The 17,064-nt window shown below is 50.5% G+C and carries 17 protein-coding genes and 1 rRNA gene; 11 read left to right on the top strand and 7 right to left on the bottom strand.

Features of this window, described 5'->3' with window-relative positions; translation table 11 throughout:
• Window positions 1-99 (top strand): 5S ribosomal RNA (gene rrf, locus VGM48_RS00785); the annotation flags it as partial.
• A 107-nt stretch (window positions 100-206) separates the two neighbouring features.
• A complete protein-coding gene (locus tag VGM48_RS00780; protein ID WP_331575606.1) occupies window positions 207-1,574 on the top strand; it encodes a DUF1080 domain-containing protein in 1,368 nt (455 codons plus the stop codon).
• A gap of 29 nt (window positions 1,575-1,603) precedes the next feature.
• Here the strand turns inward: VGM48_RS00780 and VGM48_RS00775 are convergent, their stop codons facing one another.
• The 5 genes from VGM48_RS00775 to rpsF all read right to left on the bottom strand — a co-directional run bounded on the left by VGM48_RS00775 (window position 1,604) and on the right by rpsF (window position 5,053).
• Entirely contained in the window at window positions 1,604-2,932 is a 1,329-nt protein-coding gene (locus VGM48_RS00775) for a Gfo/Idh/MocA family oxidoreductase (protein ID WP_331575604.1), read from the bottom strand.
• Window positions 2,933-3,094: 162 nt separating this feature from the next.
• On the bottom strand, window positions 3,095-3,469 hold the full coding sequence (locus VGM48_RS00770) for an RNA-binding protein (RefSeq protein WP_331575602.1): 375 nt from the start codon (window positions 3,467-3,469) through the stop codon (window positions 3,095-3,097).
• A gap of 387 nt (window positions 3,470-3,856) precedes the next feature.
• The gene (rplI, locus tag VGM48_RS00765; protein ID WP_331575600.1) at window positions 3,857-4,303 is read right to left on the bottom strand and encodes a 50S ribosomal protein L9; all 447 of its coding nucleotides are present in this window, start codon (window positions 4,301-4,303) and stop codon (window positions 3,857-3,859) included.
• 126 nt (window positions 4,304-4,429) lie between these two features.
• Window positions 4,430-4,696, bottom strand: coding sequence for a 30S ribosomal protein S18 (gene rpsR, locus VGM48_RS00760; RefSeq protein WP_331575598.1), 267 nt, complete (start codon window positions 4,694-4,696; stop codon window positions 4,430-4,432).
• A 3-nt stretch (window positions 4,697-4,699) separates the two neighbouring features.
• A complete protein-coding gene (rpsF, locus tag VGM48_RS00755; RefSeq protein ID WP_331575596.1) occupies window positions 4,700-5,053 on the bottom strand; it encodes a 30S ribosomal protein S6 in 354 nt (117 codons plus the stop codon).
• Between the two features lie 200 nt (window positions 5,054-5,253).
• Between rpsF and htpG the strand changes: the two genes are divergently transcribed.
• Window positions 5,254-7,104, top strand: a complete 1,851-nt coding sequence (gene htpG, locus VGM48_RS00750) for a molecular chaperone HtpG (protein ID WP_331575594.1) — start codon at window positions 5,254-5,256, stop codon at window positions 7,102-7,104.
• A 21-nt stretch (window positions 7,105-7,125) separates the two neighbouring features.
• Here the strand turns inward: htpG and recJ are convergent, their stop codons facing one another.
• Both recJ and VGM48_RS00740 read right to left on the bottom strand, forming a co-directional pair.
• Window positions 7,126-8,826, bottom strand: a complete 1,701-nt coding sequence (recJ, locus tag VGM48_RS00745) for a single-stranded-DNA-specific exonuclease RecJ (RefSeq protein ID WP_331575592.1) — start codon at window positions 8,824-8,826, stop codon at window positions 7,126-7,128.
• Window positions 8,827-8,831: 5 nt separating this feature from the next.
• The gene (locus VGM48_RS00740; RefSeq protein WP_331575590.1) at window positions 8,832-9,794 is read right to left on the bottom strand and encodes a polyprenyl synthetase family protein; all 963 of its coding nucleotides are present in this window, start codon (window positions 9,792-9,794) and stop codon (window positions 8,832-8,834) included.
• A 246-nt stretch (window positions 9,795-10,040) separates the two neighbouring features.
• On the opposite strand from VGM48_RS00740, the gene VGM48_RS00735 reads away from it, so the two are divergent.
• The 8 genes from VGM48_RS00735 to VGM48_RS00700 all read left to right on the top strand — a co-directional run bounded on the left by VGM48_RS00735 (window position 10,041) and on the right by VGM48_RS00700 (window position 17,056).
• The gene (locus VGM48_RS00735; RefSeq protein WP_331575588.1) at window positions 10,041-11,675 is read left to right on the top strand and encodes an OmpA family protein; all 1,635 of its coding nucleotides are present in this window, start codon (window positions 10,041-10,043) and stop codon (window positions 11,673-11,675) included.
• A gap of 94 nt (window positions 11,676-11,769) precedes the next feature.
• On the top strand, window positions 11,770-12,585 hold the full coding sequence (locus tag VGM48_RS00730; RefSeq protein WP_331575586.1) for an outer membrane protein assembly factor BamD: 816 nt from the start codon (window positions 11,770-11,772) through the stop codon (window positions 12,583-12,585).
• Window positions 12,560-12,901, top strand: a complete 342-nt coding sequence (locus tag VGM48_RS00725; RefSeq protein WP_331575584.1) for a DNA-directed RNA polymerase subunit omega — start codon at window positions 12,560-12,562, stop codon at window positions 12,899-12,901. Before VGM48_RS00730 ends, VGM48_RS00725 begins: the two co-directional genes overlap by 26 nt.
• A 50-nt stretch (window positions 12,902-12,951) precedes the next feature.
• Window positions 12,952-14,151, top strand: coding sequence for a bifunctional phosphopantothenoylcysteine decarboxylase/phosphopantothenate--cysteine ligase CoaBC (gene coaBC, locus VGM48_RS00720; RefSeq protein ID WP_331575582.1), 1,200 nt, complete (start codon window positions 12,952-12,954; stop codon window positions 14,149-14,151).
• Window positions 14,144-15,067 carry a DUF4835 family protein gene (locus VGM48_RS00715; RefSeq protein ID WP_331575580.1) on the top strand — a complete coding sequence of 308 codons (924 nt, stop codon included), beginning with the start codon at window positions 14,144-14,146 and terminating at the stop codon, window positions 15,065-15,067. Before coaBC ends, VGM48_RS00715 begins: the two co-directional genes overlap by 8 nt.
• Window positions 15,064-15,597 (top strand): DUF4296 domain-containing protein, encoded by a 534-nt coding sequence (locus VGM48_RS00710; protein WP_331575578.1) that lies wholly within the window; start codon window positions 15,064-15,066, stop codon window positions 15,595-15,597. Before VGM48_RS00715 ends, VGM48_RS00710 begins: the two co-directional genes overlap by 4 nt.
• A 71-nt stretch (window positions 15,598-15,668) precedes the next feature.
• A complete protein-coding gene (locus VGM48_RS00705; RefSeq protein WP_331575576.1) occupies window positions 15,669-16,376 on the top strand; it encodes a CoA transferase subunit A in 708 nt (235 codons plus the stop codon).
• 23 nt (window positions 16,377-16,399) lie between these two features.
• Window positions 16,400-17,056: a 3-oxoacid CoA-transferase subunit B gene (locus VGM48_RS00700; protein WP_331575574.1), complete on the top strand. Its 657-nt coding sequence runs from the start codon at window positions 16,400-16,402 to the stop codon at window positions 17,054-17,056.
• The last annotated feature ends 8 nt before the right edge of the window (window positions 17,057-17,064 follow it).

Raw genomic sequence — 17,064 nt, 5'->3', positions numbered from 1 at the left:
CCGAGGGTGTTCACCTCTTCCCATACCGAACAGAGAAGTTAAGCCCCTCATGGCCGATGGTACTGCACCACAATGCGGGAGAGTAGGTAGCTGCCATATTCTTTGAAGCCTCATCATTTATTTGATGAGGCTTTTTTTATTAGCATCATTAGCATTTCCTATTCAAACTCCTCTCCTTATCTTTATTGCTTCTAATCATCCCTCCAATGAAGAAGCAACTTATCTTGACCTTTGCAAGCCTGACACTAGCTACCGGACTTTTTGCCCAAAAGCCTTCGTGGACCTCCCTTTTTGACGGTAAGACACTGAATGGCTGGAAACGACTGGCCGGCACCGCTGACTATAAAGTAGAAGACGGCGCTATCGTTGGTACCACTGTCATGGGCTCCGGCAATAGCTTCCTTGTCACCGACAAGGAATACGACAATTTTATCCTCGAGATGGACGTGCGTATAATGGATACCACCAGCAATTCCGGCATACAGGTGAGGAGTCATTATGATCCCGCAGGTCACCAGGGAAAAGGGCTTGTATACGGCTGCCAACTGGAAATAGATCCTTCTTCGCGGCGCTGGTCCGGCGGTATCTATGATGAAGGAAGACGGGACTGGCTATACCCGGTTTCGCTCAATCCCGCTGCACACGACGCGTTTAAAGTTGGACAGTACAACCATGTCCGGATCGAATGCCTCGACCATACGATGAAGACCTGGATCAACGGCACCGCCATCGCCAGCCTTTCGGATGCTACCGATGCCAAAGGATTTATAGGCCTGCAGGTTCACGCTATCTCTAAAGCCGCACTGGCCGGTGAAAAAGTCTTTTTCAAAAATATCCGCATACAAACGACAGACCTCCATTCGACTGTCTTTCCCAAAGGCATCTACGTAGTTAACACTATTCCCAACACACTGACGCGGGATGAAAAGAATAGCGGCTGGCGCCTGCTATTCGATGGTAAGACATCCAACGGATGGATAGGCGCCTATAAGAAGACCTTTCCCGAAAAAGGATGGGAGATAAAGGATGGGAAGATCTCCGTGCTCGCTTCCGAAGGTAAGGAGGGCGCTAATGGCGGAGACATCGTTACCCCGGATGAATTCAGGGCATTTGATCTTTCTTTTGATTTCTTCCTTACACCCGGAGCCAACAGCGGAGTCAAATACTTCGTTACCCTCGAAGAGAACAATACTGGATCTGCTATTGGCCTGGAATACCAGGTGCTCGATGATACCCTTCATCCCGATGCGAAACTGGGCCGCAATGGCGACCGGACCATGTCCTCCTTATACGATCTTATTCCTGCAAAAAAACAAAAACGGTTCATCCACCCGATGGGGCAATGGAACACAGGCCGGATCATCGTCTATCCCAACAATCATGTCGAACACTATCTCAATGGCATAAAAGTGCTTGAATACGAAAGAGGTTCAAAAGAATACAAAGAACTGGTCGCTATCAGCAAATACAAGAAATGGCACAACTTCGGTGAGGCGCCACAGGGGCATCTTCTACTACAGGATCACGGCAATTTCGTCAGCTACCGAAGCATAAAGGTCCGCGAACTTAAATGAGCCGCGGACGCTGATGAAGGTCGGGACTTCTACACGACAGGTTCCCAACCCTTCTCATAGCTTCGTTGCCAGAGCGCAGCGGCTTCCGTGTTGTTTAGAATATGTCCATTTGAAGGATCACAATGTAGTGTACCCGAAGTTCGCTGTGCTATATTCGCCAGGTGGCAGAGGTGTACACTTTTATAAGCTTCGTCTACAGGAGCTGTCAAGGCTGCTTCTTCCCGTATGGCCTTTACAAAATTCTCAAAATGATAGAGATCCATGTTGCCGCTGGCTGCTACGGGATTAGTAGGATCTGCCTCCACCTCTGACTTCACCTCCTTGACCAGCTTGTTCTTATCATCGAAGATCTTATAATCACCTCCGCCCAGATTGAGCAGGCTGCCTTTGTCGCCATAGATAATAAAACCGCGGTCACTGCCTTCCACAGGGAAATGATTACAGCTGCGGCCTTCCCAGGTGATCGCTTTTCCTTCTGCAAATTCAAAGCTGGCTATCTGCGTATCCGGAGTTTGCCAGTCATCTTTGAAGGCATATCTGCCACCGGCGGAAACAACTTTTTGAGGGAAGTTCAGGCCCAGGAACCACCTGCAGCAATCGATCTCGTGCGTCCCATTGTTGCAAGCCTCGCCGGTGCCCCAATGCCAGAACCAATGCCAGTTGTAGTGTACCAGGTTATCCTGGTAATCTCTTCGGGGAGCCGGTCCCTGCCAAAGCTCAAAATCCAGCGTGGAAGGGACAGGAACCTTTTTGCCATACCCGATGGATTTCCGGTTGTTTGCATACCAGGCTTTTGCGAGATAGGTATTTCCAAGGACACCTTCTTTTACTTGTTTGGCGGCGTCTATCAGGGAAGGGAAAGACCTCCGCTGGCTTCCCATCTGAATATGCTTTTTGTATTTGTGTAAGGCAGCCGCCAGGAGCTCGCCTTCGTGCGGGTTTTGGCCGCAAGGCTTTTCTACGTATACATGTTTGCCATGTGATGCACCCAGGATGGCCGCCGGCGCATGCCAGTGATCAGGGGCTGCAATCACCAGGGCGTCAAAATCTTTTTGCGTGACAAGCTTCCTTATATCGTGGACTACTATAGGCTGCCGCGGGGCCCCCTTTAGTGCCGCCAGCCCATTCTGAATAGCTTTTTCCTCCACGTCGCAGATATATGCCACTTCTACATTCGGTAATTGAGAGAAAGATTTTGCAAGATAGGCGCCCCTGCCATTGACGCCCATGACAGCGAGCACGACTTTATTACTGGGTGCCATTTTGCCACGGATCGGGAAGTTAATAATTGTCAGGCCGGCAGTGGCGAGGGACGTGGTGCGAAGAAACTCTCTGCGATGCATGTTTTTACGTGGCATTGGGCAAACGTTTTGTTTCTTTTAAAGGTAAAGGTTAATCCTTTTAGCACAATTGGGGGCCGGAAAAAAGCAGTAAGGATAGTCGGCGTGATCGAGCAAATAAAAAATCCTTTCCGAATGACCGGAAAGGATTTTATTACAAAGATGTATCGATTGATTAGATTAATAATCCCTGTTGTAGCCACCACCGCCGCCGCCGCGATCGTAACCACCTTTTTTGTAACCTCCGCCACCGCCGCCGCCGCCGAAGGATCTCTTTTTGTAACCACCACCGCCGCCGCTACCGCCGCCTTGTTGTTTAGGCTGCGATTCGTTAACGATGATTTTACGGCCCATTACTTCGCTGTCATACAGGTTAGTAATAGCTTGCTGTGCTTCGCCATCGTCTTCCATTTCCACAAAACCGAAGCCCTTGCTACGGCCGGAAACTTTGTCTTTTACGATTTTAGCGGAAGCGACACTGCCATGTTGTTCAAAAAGGTTCCTAAGATCCTCGTCGGTCATCTGCCATGAGAGGTTGCCTACATAGATGTTCATTGTACAAAAAATTAAAAAATGAAAAAAACCACTCTACCTACTGTTAGACTATAACGACTGAGGAATCTGACTGAATAGAAAGTCACGACAGCCTACAATAACACTAAAAATAATAGAGCTATTGTAAAGATAGCAATTTTTATTACTTATTGAAATTTTGTACTAAATCTCGGAAATTTAGTATTGGTCAGGTTCTCAGCGCATTTGGTATGCGTGAAAAAACGATTTTGTACCTGTCGTATTTGATTATTTTCAAATAAATAGCAGAAATATAGATATAATAATAAAAAAGCCCATGATTTATTTCATGGGCTTTAAACAATTAGCCGATTTATTAGCAGATTTTAGCAATTCGAAGTTCTAAACCGGGCGCGACTCAGTTGTTACCTATTCCGCACCAACCTCGAACTCAATTTCAGCTTCATTACTGTTGCCGAAATCGACCCGGGCTTTGTAAGTACCCAGTTCCTTGACTTCGTCAAGGATATGGATCCTGCGGCGGTCAATCTCGTAGCCTTTCTGGTCGCGGATTGCGCGGGCCAGCTGTACCGAGGTAACGCTGCCGAAGATCTTGCCACTGGTACCTGTTTTGGCGCCCACCTTGAGAGGAGAAGCCTTGAGGACTTCGATCACTTTATTGACCTCAGCCAGCAGTTTGGCTTCTTTCTTTTGCAGCTGCTTGACCCTTTCGTTCAGCTGTTTCAGATTAGAAGGGTTAGCTTCAACTGCGAATTTGCGGGGGATCAGGTAATTGCGGGCATAACCATTCTTCACGCTTACTTTTTCATGAGCGGAACCCAGGTTATCTACGTCTTGAATTAAAATGATTTCCATCGTTTGTTTTTTGTTCACCGTTTTCCCAATCCGTATCTGCGAAGCCGTTTGAGGGCGATTGACACTGATCCGGACTGTCCTCCCTTTCCATAGAAAAGGGTTAGGGTGAGGTTACTATAAAAGATTCTACTTCAACAGGTCTGTTACATAAGGTAACAAGGCCATCTGACGGGCTTTCTTCACCGCATCGGACACTTTCCGCTGATATTTCAGGGAGTTGCCGGTAAGGCGGCGGGGTAACAGCTTACCCTGCTCGTTCAGGAACTTCTTCAGGAATTCGGCATCCTTATAGTCGATGTACTTGATGCCGTATTTTTTGAAACGGCAGAACTTTTTAGCACGTTTCTCCGGCTTAATGGCCGTCAGATACTTGATCTCGTTTGCTTTTGGCATGGATTAAGCCCCCACTTTTTCGTTTCCTGTAGGTACGCCACTTCTCTTCCTGGTATTGTACTCGACGGCGTATTTATCGAGTTTTGTACCCATGAAACGTAACACGGTTTCGTCGCGGAGAATCTGGATCTTCAGCTTCTCATTGAAGTCGGATGGCGCATTGTACTCCAGAACCCAGTATAGACCGGTAGTTTTTTTCTGGATGGGATACGCCAGTGATTTCAGACCCCAGGGATTTTCGTGCACCACTTCTCCGCCGTTGTCTTTGACGATAGAAGCGTATTTTTTCTGAGCGGCTTTGTAGTCCTCTTCAGAAAGCACAGGGGTAAAAATCACCATCAATTCGTAATTGTTCATGATCCCTGTTTACTTGTTTGTTGTTAAAAAATATGAAACGGGCTGCAAAGCTACGGATTTCGACCGGAACCAGCAAAACGGAAACCCCCTAAAATAGCGGCTTGACAGTGTGTCAGCCGGACGACAATGGCATTTTCTTTGATTTTGGCCATAGGCATTATTTTAAGCCTTATTAAACATACTATTAAACACTATTTGGCATGCAAAAAGGAAATATCAGGGTTCAGACGGAAAATATCTTCCCCATCATCAAGAAGTTCCTGTACAGCGATCATGACATTTTTATCCGCGAACTGGTCAGTAATGCGGTGGATGCCACCCAAAAACTGAAAACCCTTTCCTCCCTGGGAGAGGCCAAGGGTGATCTTGGCGATTTGGGTATTGAAATTCAATTAGATACGGAAAAGAAGACCATTACTATCTCGGATAAGGGGATCGGGATGACGGGTGAAGAGGTAGATAAATTCCTAAACCAGGTGGCTTTCAGCGGAGCGGAGGAATTTCTGAATAAATACAAGGGGCAAAACGAAGCCAATATCATCGGTCATTTCGGATTGGGTTTCTATTCCGCCTTTATGGTCAGCGAAAGGGTCGATGTCATCACCAAAAGCTACCGGGAAGGGGCCCAGGCCGTCAAATGGGAATGCGACGGTAGCCCCGAATATAGCCTGGAAGATATAGAAAAGGCCGATCGCGGTACCGATATCGTATTGCATATCAACGAAGAAAGCCAGGAATTTCTGGATGCCGAGCGTATCCGGACCATTCTGAAGAAATTCTGCCGGTTCTTACCCGTTCCCATCCGGTTTGAAGGGCAGCAGATCAACAATCCTAATCCCGCCTGGACGAAAAAGCCGAGTGAGCTGACGCCGCAGGATTATCAGGACTTTTATAAGGAGCTCTACCCCTATAGCGAAGCTCCCTTGTTCTGGATCCATCTGAACGTCGATTATCCCTTTAGTTTGACCGGGATTCTCTATTTCCCCAAGATCAAACAAAGCTATGAGATCCAGAAGGACAAGATCCAGCTGTACAGCAACCAGGTATTCGTCACCGATGAAGTGAGCGACATCGTTCCGGAATTTCTTATGCTGCTGCATGGCGTCATCGACAGCCCCGACATCCCCCTCAACGTAAGCCGCAGCTATCTGCAGGGTGATCCCAATGTCAAAAAGATAAACAATCATATCACCCGGAAGGTGGCCGACAAACTGGAGGAGATCTTTACAAAGGAGAGAAAGGAATTCGAAGAGAAATGGGAAAGCCTCGGACTGTTTGTCAAATATGGCATGATGACCGACGACAAATTCCTCGACAAAGCGGCCAAATTCCATATCATGGAAGATGCGAAGGGCGGGAAATTCTATACACTGGAGGAATACCGGACGGCAACCGAGGCCCTACAAAAGAACAAGGAAGACCAGCTGGTCATTCTCTATACTACAAACCCGGTGCAGCAGGATAGCTATATCCAGCAGGCGCAGGCAAAGGGATATATCGTGGTCAAATTGGAGACGATCGTCGATGCCGCATTTATCAACCAGATGGAATCCAAATGGGAGAAAGTCCATTTTGCCCGCGTGGATGCAGACATCGTCGACAATCTCATAGATAAAGCCGAAGCCTCGGGCAGCGTGCTTAACAGCGACGAGGAATCTACGTTAAAGGAATTGTTCGGCCGGCAGATACCCGAACTTCATGTTACCGTGGAGGTGAAAGGCCTGACGCCCGAAGCGCCTCCCGTCATCGCCACCCGGCCCGAATTCATGCGCAGGATGAAGGATATGGCGGCCATGAACGGACCGATGGGTAGCTTCTATGCAAACATGCCCGACGAGGTGACGCTCACGGTAAACGGAAATCATACCATTTATCAGACGATCCTGAAGGAAGGCGATAAGGAAAAGCAGGAAAAGCTGGTTCATAACCTGTCGGATCTGGCGCTTTTGTCGCAGGGTTTGCTCAAGGGCAACAATCTCACCAGCTTTATCCAGCGTAGTGTTGACCTGATGAGTGGAGAAGCAAAACCCAAGATCATTTTGGAAGCTTAAGCCGACGGATCCGTGGTCCGTCTAGGCAGACGGTGCAAGGTCGATGACCTTCAATTGCAATGACTTTATATTGTTCCATTCGTTCTCTTCCAGCGTGAATACCACATCAACCGGTGTTCCTGCCTGGAGGAGAGCGAATTTTGATGCCAGCCCGAATCCGATGCCGTCGGCCTGATGAATGCCTTGCTGGAGGCAAAAGCGGATATGCTGTTCTTTCACGATCCGCGACCCTTTATCCGTCAGCCGGCGGGCGACAAAAACCGGCTGTGGGTTGCCGGGACCGAAGGGCTGCATCTGTTCGAGGATCTTGTAAAGACCGGGCCGTATCGCCTCGAAAGGGAGTTCGGCATCGATGATCAGTTCAGGCCGGAGGGATTGGGGCTGGATAGTGCTTGCGACGACTTCCTCGAACTTCAGGATGAACGCCTGCATCTGGTCAGGCTGGAGCGTAATCCCGGCGGCCGCAAAGTGCCCGCCGTATCCGATTAAATGCTCGCGGCAGGCATGGATGGCCTCGTATACATTAAATCCATTGACGCTTCTGGCGCTGCCGGCGATGACCTCGCCGCTGCGGGTGAGTACCACGGTGGGACGATAATAGCGTTCGATAAGCCGGGAAGCGACGATCCCGACCACCCCCTTATGCCAATGCGGCTGGTAGAGGACGGTGGATCTGCGCTCCGAATAGATGGGGTCCCCTTCCAGCATGGCCAGGGCTTCTTCCGTCGTATTGCTGTCCGCCTCTTTCCGATCGCTGTTGTCGGCGTGTAGCTGTCCGGCATATGACAAGGCATCGGGCAGGCCGGAGGACGTAAACAAATGCACCACTTTCCGGGCATCATCCATTCTGCCCGCGGCGTTTACCCGGGGGGCGATCATGAAGACGAGATTGATCATCTTTAACTCCTTCTGAAGTCCGCTCAGCTGGATCAGCGCCCTGATCCCATTGTTGGGATCCTCATTTGCTTTCTTCAACCCAAAATAGGAGAGGACCCGGTTCTCCCCATCCACCGGAACGATGTCCGCGGCGACGGCGGTGGCTACCAGGTCGAGGTATTGGAGCGCCGCTTCTTTGGGAAACCCAAGCCGGTCAGCGAGAGCGGTTATCAATTTGAACCCCACCCCGCAACCACACAACTCCTTATAAGGATAGGGGCAGCCAGGCTGTTTGGAATTGAGGATCGCAATGGCGGGCGGCAGTTCGGCGTCGGGCAGGTGATGGTCGCAAACAATGAAATCGATCCCCAGCGTGGCGGCATAACCAATGAGATCAACCGATTTGATCCCGCAATCCAGCGAGATGATCAGGGAAAACCCATTGGCGTGTGCATGATCGATCCCCTGCCGGGAGATCCCATAGCCCTCCCGGTATCGGTGCGGGATATAAAAATCGATTGTTTCCGGGGGGCCGAATTTCCGAAGGAATTGAAATACACAGGCTACTGCCGTCGTGCCATCGACGTCATAGTCCCCATAAACCAGGATCTTCTCTCCGTTATCCCGGGCCCGGAGGATCCTGCTGACGGCTTTGTCCATGTCCTTCATCAGCCATGGATCATGCAGATCGGTCAATTGCGGCCGAAAGAAACTTCGGGCTCCCTCAAAGGTCCGGATGCCGCGCTGTACCAGGATCCGGCAAAGGATTTCGTTGATTCCCAAGGCCGTCTGTAAGGCGCGGACCTCATCGGCGTCCGACTGCAGTATGTTCCAGCATTTTTCCATCCGGTTCAGTATTTCCTGTCCGTGGTATAGCGGACCAGTTCCTCGAGCCCCTTACGGGCATCGTTGTCTTCAAATTCATGGAGAATGGCAAGGGCTTCATCCCGGTAAGCATTCATGCGCGCGGTAGCGTATTCGATCCCGCCCGCTTCGGCAACCTTTTTTATGACGTGCTGCACTTTCTCCTGGTCCTTGTTCCGATTCTTGATAATATAGATCAATTCGCGGCGGGAGGCTTTATCCAGTTTATTGAGGGCGTAGATAAGCGGAAGGGTCAACTTCTTTTCCTTTATATCGTTTCCGGTGGGTTTTCCGACATCCTCCGACCCATAGTCGAAGAGATCGTCCTTGATCTGAAACGCAATACCCACCTTCTCACCGAAAAGGCGCAATTTTTCGGTCATCGCCTCATCTTGAGAGGCGGCAAATGCGCCGGCGGCGCAGGAAGAGGCAAGCAGGGAGGCCGTCTTGTTTCGAATGATCTCGAAATAGACGGATTCACTTAGGTTGAGCGATCTCGATTTCTCCATCTGCAGCAACTCTCCCTCACTCATTTTGCGGACTGCGTCTGATAGCAACTGTAAGACCCTGAAATCTCCATGATCAAGGGAAAGCATCAACCCCTTCGACAACAGATAATCTCCAACCAGCACCGAGATCTTTGTCTTCCACAACGCATAGGTCGAAAAGAAACCCCTTCGCTCCAGCGATTCATCCACCACATCGTCATGCACGAGCGTTGCAGTATGCAGCAGCTCGACAAGTGAGGCCGCCCGGTAGGCTGACTCATTAACGGGACCGCACAGCTTAGCCGAAAGAAGCACGAACATCGGTCGCAGTTGTTTGCCTTTGCGATTGACAATGAACTGCATGATCCTGTCCAGCAAAGGGATCTGGCTTTTCACCGCCTCTTTGAACGTCCTTTCAAAAACCACCAGCTCTTCGCGTAATATGGACTGTGCTATCTTCATTAAAGGGGCAATATTACTACTTTGAAAATATTTTCGGGTGAATGCATCGGATTTTAAATTTAGGGTGTCTAATGGTGGTTTCAATACAACTTTAATTTTATATGTATTGTTAAAAAAATTTGGTTATTGCTCACCAATATCTATTTTTGCACCATATTCTTCTCAGGTTTAATTCATTCATTCACATAAACTTCAGTTATGGCAAGTAAAAAATTGACTCTTTTATTTGGGTTACTCTGCCTGTTTATGTCATACTCGCAAGCTCAGATGGTGGGCAGCAGTTATGATATTCGGGACTCTTCTCTCATTCCTACAAAACGCCTGGCGCAGCACAATGAATTCTTGAATAATGCTTATCCTTTTCCGGCTAAACCAAGGAATGAATGGGAGATTGGAGTAAAAGGAGGGTACACCAATGGGTTTACTTCCGTCACTAACTGGGGGCCTACCGGAGGTTTTGGTTTTCACATCCGAAAGGCTTTAGGTTATGTGGTTTCCCTGAGAGCAGAATATGACTGGATCCGGCTGAGAGGTTTGAATTACCAATACAGCCAGTCCTACGGCCGTAACCAATCGCTGACGCAACCCAACCTTTTCCCGATCAATAACGCTACCGCGAATTTCGATCCTATCTTCTACAACTATCGCTCTACCGTTCACGAACTTACCTTCCAGACTTTGTTCTCCTTCAACAACATCAACTTCCACAAGGCGAAAACCGGATGGAATGCCTATGTTTTTGTCGGCGGCGGCCCGATGACCTTCTCTACGCTGTACAAACAGGATGCTTCGTATCTCCCGGGTTATCAGAACGTGATCAATAATTTCCCCAACCCCAGCTACAGTCATAAAGGAGATATCCGCAAACAACTGAAGAGTGTGCTGACAGGAGACTGGAATCACATTGCGGAAAGACCCAACACCACTGCAACCCTTGGCGGTGTGCCCCTGGTGCTTGTCGGTGTTGCAGGTGTCGGTTTCGAATTCAAGCTGAACAACCGGGTCAATCTTGCCATCGAAGACAAATTTACGTTCACGACCACTCCCTTATTGGATGGTGAGCAATGGCAGAACAACTACCAGCAGGGGGTTACCCAGGCTGTTGCTCAGACGACCTCCAAGGATCGTTACAACTTCGTTTCTGTCGGCATCAACTACAATATTTTTGCAAAGCATGCTGTTGAACCCCTCTGGTGGCTTAATCCCCTGGATTATGCCTACAACGAGATCAACCAGCCCCGTCACATGAAACTGCCCAAACCGGTTCTGGATGATACCGACGGTGACGGTGTTACCGATCAGTTCGATCTGGAACCCAACACGCCGAAAGGTGCTCCGGTTGACAGCCATGGCGTAAGCCGCGATACCGACGGTGACGGTGTGCCTGACTTCAAGGATAAGGAACTGATCACTCCGACCCAATGTCAGCCCGTTGATGCTGATGGCGTTGGCAAATGTCCTGATCCCCAGTGCTGTAAAGATCTCCGCGCATACATCGACTCCAATGGTGTAGGAATGGGTACGAAATGCCATATCGGCGATCTCCCCAGCGTCACCTTCAAGGGTCGTTCGGTCAACCTGACCAAGGACCACAAAGCAATGCTGGCTACGGTTGCCTCGAAGATGCGTGACAACCCCAACTGTAAGGTAGCCGTCATCGGTTATGGCGAATCAAGCAAGGCCGCTCAGCAGCTCAGCTGGGATCGGGTAAACGCTGTGATTAACTATCTGGTTGAAAAAGAAGGTGTTAGCGCTGATCGGTTTATCTTCCGCTACGGTCAGAGTGGTGGCGAAGAGAACACCATCGACCTGAAGGATGGCACCGGCGAAGAAGGTCCCAACACGGTACCGGCTCCGCACCCCAACCTCCGCAGGAAATAAGAATCTATATAAATAGTTAAGAGCGAGCCCAAAAGGCTCGCTCTTTCATTTTCAGCCATATATTTGCCCAAAAACCTTAACTTTGCAGGCCTTTATGCGTCAATTTACTGTTTTAATCTTGGGGGTACTCTTGTTCACGTCTTGCTCTCACTTTTCTAAAGTGATGAAAAGCAATGATTATGATTACAAATTGCGGGTGGCGGATAAGTATTATGCGGACAAGGACTATGGTCATGCCCAGCAACTGTTCGAAGAGCTTTTTCGGATTTTCAAGGGTAGCGAACACTTTGAAGACATTTATTACAAGTTTGCCTATTGTGCCTACTACCTGAAGGACTACGCCAATGCCGAAAACCTGTTCAAGGGATTTGTAGAGAACTTCCCCAACAGCAATAAGGCCGAAGAGATGGATTATATGCGGGCCTACACTTTTTACAAGCAGTCGCCAAAGGTAGACCTGGATCAGACCAATACGACGAAGACCATCGGTTTCATGCAGGCCTTTATCAATACGCACCCGGGTTCGGACAAGATAAAAGAGGCTTCGTCCATTATCGATAAGTGCCGTGCCAAACTGGAGGCGAAGGAGTATAAAAGCGCCCAACTGTATTATGACCTGGCCTACTATAAGGCCGCCGGCGTGGCGCTTGGCAGCCTGATGAACAGCTATCCGGACTCAGAGAAGAGTGATGATTACAAGTTTTTGATAATCAAGGCGGACTATCAATATGCGCTGCAAAGCGTAGATGAAAAGAAACCGGAACGTTTTGGGACGGTCATTACACAATGTAATGAGTTTATCGATCGTTTCCCTGATAGCAAATTGAACAAGAGTGTTCAGGAATATCTGACCATCTCGCAGAATAACATTAAATCGCTAAACAATGAGCAGGTTAAGAAGGCAAGTTAACGCAAACACTACCAACGTAGTGGAAACCAAGAACCTTACCGATATCAAGGCGAAGACCGGCAATTTGTACGAGTCGATCGCCATTATCGCGAAAAGGGCTAACCAGATCAACATCTCTCTGAAAGAGGAGTTGCATAACAAACTGGAGGAGTTTGCCAGCCACACCGATAGCCTCGAAGAGATCCACGAGAATAAGGAGCAGATCGAGATCTCCAAGGCTTACGAGCGGATGCCTAACCCGGCTCTCCTGGCTACACAGGAATTCATGGAAGAGAAGATCTACTATCGTCGCAATGACGACGATCTCTTTAAATAAATTCAAAGGGAGCATAAGAGGGCGCCTTATGGCGCCCTCTTGTCATTAGTATGATACAGGGAAAAAAGATCCTACTCGGCGTAACGGGCAGCATTGCTGCCTATAAGTCCCTCCTGCTGGTCAGGCTGCTGATCAGGGATGGCGCCGCCGTCAGGGTGATCCAAACCCCCGCCTCCCGCGATTTCGTTACCCCGCTTTCTCTTGCCACTCTGTCAAAAAATCCTGTTCTTTCCGACCTCTTTGCGGGGGATACCTGGGCTAATCATGTCGAGCTTGGGCGCTGGGCGGATATCTTCGTCATCGCCCCCCTCAGCGCCAATACCCTGGCCAGGATGGCAACGGGTCTTTGCGATAATCTCTTGCTGGCTACCTATCTTTCCGCCGTCTGCCCGGTCCTGGTAGCTCCGGCCATGGATGAGGATATGTGGCATCATCCGGCGACCCGGGAGAACTTGCGGCGTATTCAGGGCTATGGCAACCGGATCATCCCGGTTGAGAAAGGGGAACTGGCCAGCGGACTATACGGCGACGGCCGGATGGCTGAGCCGGAAACGATCCTTGAATTCATCAAAACAACCCTTGCGGAGAAGAGCGGGTCGCTCAGTGGCAAAAAAGCCCTTGTGACGGCCGGCCCCACGCATGAGGCGATCGACCCCGTGCGGTTCATCGGCAATCATTCCTCGGGCAAGATGGGGATTGCCATCGCGGAAGAACTGGCAAGCCGGGGCGCGGAGGTCCATCTCGTATTGGGACCCTCGTCCCAGGTGGTGGACGGAGCCGGGATCATCCTTCACCCGGTGACTTCGGCGGAAGAGATGCATCAGATTTGTGTCGCGGAGTTTGCCGGCGCCGATATCGCCGTTCTCGCCGCCGCCGTAGCCGACTACACACCTGTAGAAAAGGCGTCTGAAAAGATCAAGAAAAAAGAAGACAGACTGGTGCTCGAGCTGACAAAAACGAAAGATATTTTAAAGACGCTCGGCGGCCTGAAGAAGCCGGGGCAAACCCTGGTTGGGTTTGCGCTCGAGACGACCAATGGCCGGTCCTATGCGCTGGACAAACTGCAATCCAAGAACGCCGACCTTATCGTTCTCAACTCCCTTCGCGATGAAGGCGCCGGATTTGGCATCGACACCAACAAAGTCACCATTTTCGGCAGGGATGGCTCGGAGCTCGCCTTCGAAAAAAAGCCAAAGCAACAAGTGGCGAAAGATATCGTTGATACCATTGTAAAAAGGTTGTATGCGTAAAAGCTCTCTTCTGATCCTCGCGCTGCTGGGTATCGTGACCTCCCGGCTCCACGCCCAGGAATTGCAGGCTAAGGTCGCCGTCGTAGCCAATAGGCTCCCGTCCTCGGTGGATCACAAACAGTTTCAAACCCTGCAGGCGGCTTTGTATGATTTTCTCAATAACCGGAAATGGTCCAACGAGACCTTTCAAAACAACGAGAAGATAGCCTGTAATTTCCTCATCGACATCAGCAGCAGTGGCGCTAACAATACCTTCCAGGCTATTCTGACGGTCCAGGCCGGCCGGCCGGTATTTAATTCTTCCTATCAGAGTCCCCTGATCAACTACCGCGACGAATCCTTTGCTTTCCGGTACGTGGAATATCAGCCGCTGGAATTCAACGAAAACCGCGTTCAGGGATCGGAACCCTTTGCCGCCAATCTTACGGCCGAGGTCGCCTATTATGTCTATATGATCCTGGGCCTTGATTTTGACACCTTCGCCCTGCGTGGCGGCGACCCCTATTTTCAGAAAGCGCTCAACATCGTGAACAATGCACCGGACAGCCGGGATATCAATGGCTGGAAGGCATTCGATGGGGTGCGTAACCGGTATTGGCTCATCGAGAACCTCACCAACAGCAAGTATACCCTGGTGCATGATGCCTACTACAGCTATTTCCGCTCGGGTCTCGATCAGATGTACGACAAGGAATCCGAAGGTCGTGCGGGCATCCTCAATGCCCTGAATATGCTCAACACCGTGAATACGGAAACGCCCAATACCATGATCATCCAGTTCTTTTTCCAGGGAAAGGGCACCGAACTGTCCAGGGTCTTTCAGAAGGCCGCACCGGACGAGAAGTCACGCGCGGTCGACCTGCTTGTGCGACTGGATGTCTCCAATGCCAATAAATACAAACAGGAATTGCAATGAGAAGGATAAGGGTAGGGTGGCTGGTCCTTGTTTTATGGATGGGAGGAACCGGCTGTTCGGATAAGAACAGCGTGCCTTCCGGCATCCTTGCCAGGCAGGAGATGCAGAATGTGCTTTGGGATATGATCCAGGCCGATCAGTATCTGGATTTTGTAGCAAAGGACTCCGCCCATATCAATGTCAAGCTGGAAGACCTGCGGTTGTACGACCAGGTATTCCAGTTGCATCATATCTCCCGGGAGAAGTTTTCCGACAGCTATAAGTATTATATGGCGCATCCCGAGCTTACCCAGACCCTGATGGACAGCCTGCTTGCCATGGGGAACCGGCTTCGCACCGAGAATTATACCCGGTCGGTCACCCGGCCCACCGTTACTCCTCCGCCAGCAACACCCCCCGGCGCAGTGCATCCCGGTCAAAGCAAACTTGACTCTCTTCGAAAAAAAAGATCCGGCCTACCGGTGACCCCAATGCGGCGGCCGCTGCATAACCCAACAGCGATTCCCGGGCGAAAGCTGGCTGAGCCCTGAGCCGCTTTATGCGCACGAATTCGTATTTTTAGGTCCAAAGGCGGCTGAAACCGCATCAAAATCTCTTGCCGATGAAAAAATTAGTTGCTGGCGCCGATGAAGCCATTCGCGACATTCCCGACGATGCCGTCATAATGCTTGGCGGGTTCGGTCTCTGCGGAATTCCCGAGAATTGCATTGAAGCCCTTAGCCGGAGCGGTATCCGCCGGCTTACCTGCATCTCGAATAATGCCGGCGTCGACGATTTCGGCCTGGGAGTTCTCCTAAAGACAAGACAGATAAAAAAAATGATCAGCTCGTATGTCGGGGAGAATGCCGAATTCGAGCGGCAGCTGCTGTGCGGAGAACTGGAAGTGGACCTTGTCCCCCAGGGAACCCTGGCGACCCGGATCCAGATGGCCGGAATGGGGATCCCGGCATTTTTTACGCCTGCCGGTTATGGGACCGAGATCGCCGCGGGGAAAGAGGTCCGGGTATTTGACGGGAAACCTCATCTGATGGAATATGCGCTCCACGCCGATTTCGCGATCGTCAAGGCCTGGAAGGGCGATACGCTTGGCAACCTCGTTTTTCGGAAGACCACGCGCAACTTCTCCACATCGATGGCAAAGGCCGGCAATATCACCATCGTGGAAGTCGAACACCTGGTTCAGCCGGGCCAACTTGACCCCGACCATATCCATGTCCCCGGTATCTATGTCCATCGCATCTTTCAGGGCGGGGACTATCAGCGGCGGATCGAACGGAAGACGGTTCGGCTCACGGATTCAAAACACTAGTACAAACCCCGAAACTCTTCTTTATGGCATTGGATAAATTCGGCATCGCAAAACGGATCGCGCAGGAATTACGTGATGGGATGTATATCAATCTGGGCATCGGCATTCCCACCCTGGTGGCCAACTATATTCCGTCCGGGATCTCCGTCATGCTCCAGTCGGAGAACGGAATGCTGGGCATGGGCCCCTATCCTACGGAAGAAGAGATGGATGCCGATCTCATCAATGCCGGCAAGGAAACGGTTACCGTCTTACCCGGCGGCGCTTTTTTCGACAGCGCGGAAAGTTTTGGGATGATCCGGGCGGGAAAGGTCGACCTGACGGTGCTTGGCGCGATGGAGGTGTCCGATACGGGCGATATCGCGAACTGGAAGATCCCGGGCAAGATGGTAAAGGGGATGGGGGGTGCGATGGATCTGGTGGCCAGTGCCCGGAACATCATCGTCGCGATGCAGCATACCAACCCGAAAGGAGAGTCCAAGCTGCTGACGGCCTGTAGTCTTCCGCTGACCGGAGTGAAATGCGTAAAGAAGATCGTCACCGATCTGGCGGTACTGGATATCGGCCCGGAAGGATTTCTGCTGCTGGAGCGGGCGCCAGGAGTGACTGTCGAAGAAATAAAGGCCAAAACAGCCGGCAGGCTGATCATTCCCCGAGAAGTGCCCGAGATGAAGCTATAGGCGTCAAA

The organism is Puia sp., assembly GCF_036500295.1.
GTDB lineage: Bacteria > Bacteroidota > Bacteroidia > Chitinophagales > Chitinophagaceae > Puia.
Note: the sequence above shows the minus strand (reverse complement) of the source record. Positions and strands in the feature narration are given on the sequence as shown.

Bases quoted from the DNA above. Each gene is read 5' to 3' on its own strand.
- VGM48_RS00780 (WP_331575606.1), top strand. From the start codon at position 207: ATGAAGAAGCAACTTATCTTGACCTTTGCAAGCCTGACACTAGCTACC.
- VGM48_RS00725 (WP_331575584.1), top strand. From the start codon at position 12,560: ATGAGCAGGTTAAGAAGGCAAGTTAACGCAAACACTACCAACGTAGTG.
- rplI (WP_331575600.1), bottom strand. From the start codon at position 4,303: ATGGAAATCATTTTAATTCAAGACGTAGATAACCTGGGTTCCGCTCAT.
- VGM48_RS00735 (WP_331575588.1), top strand. From the start codon at position 10,041: ATGTCATACTCGCAAGCTCAGATGGTGGGCAGCAGTTATGATATTCGG.
- VGM48_RS00775 (WP_331575604.1), bottom strand. From the start codon at position 2,932: ATGCCACGTAAAAACATGCATCGCAGAGAGTTTCTTCGCACCACGTCC.
- recJ (WP_331575592.1), bottom strand. From the start codon at position 8,826: ATGGAAAAATGCTGGAACATACTGCAGTCGGACGCCGATGAGGTCCGC.
- VGM48_RS00710 (WP_331575578.1), top strand. From the start codon at position 15,064: ATGAGAAGGATAAGGGTAGGGTGGCTGGTCCTTGTTTTATGGATGGGA.
- coaBC (WP_331575582.1), top strand. From the start codon at position 12,952: ATGATACAGGGAAAAAAGATCCTACTCGGCGTAACGGGCAGCATTGCT.
- VGM48_RS00705 (WP_331575576.1), top strand. From the start codon at position 15,669: ATGAAAAAATTAGTTGCTGGCGCCGATGAAGCCATTCGCGACATTCCC.
- rpsF (WP_331575596.1), bottom strand. From the start codon at position 5,053: ATGAACAATTACGAATTGATGGTGATTTTTACCCCTGTGCTTTCTGAA.
- rpsR (WP_331575598.1), bottom strand. From the start codon at position 4,696: ATGCCAAAAGCAAACGAGATCAAGTATCTGACGGCCATTAAGCCGGAG.
- VGM48_RS00770 (WP_331575602.1), bottom strand. From the start codon at position 3,469: ATGAACATCTATGTAGGCAACCTCTCATGGCAGATGACCGACGAGGAT.
- VGM48_RS00715 (WP_331575580.1), top strand. From the start codon at position 14,144: ATGCGTAAAAGCTCTCTTCTGATCCTCGCGCTGCTGGGTATCGTGACC.
- VGM48_RS00730 (WP_331575586.1), top strand. From the start codon at position 11,770: ATGCGTCAATTTACTGTTTTAATCTTGGGGGTACTCTTGTTCACGTCT.
- VGM48_RS00700 (WP_331575574.1), top strand. From the start codon at position 16,400: ATGGCATTGGATAAATTCGGCATCGCAAAACGGATCGCGCAGGAATTA.
- VGM48_RS00740 (WP_331575590.1), bottom strand. From the start codon at position 9,794: ATGAAGATAGCACAGTCCATATTACGCGAAGAGCTGGTGGTTTTTGAA.
- htpG (WP_331575594.1), top strand. From the start codon at position 5,254: ATGCAAAAAGGAAATATCAGGGTTCAGACGGAAAATATCTTCCCCATC.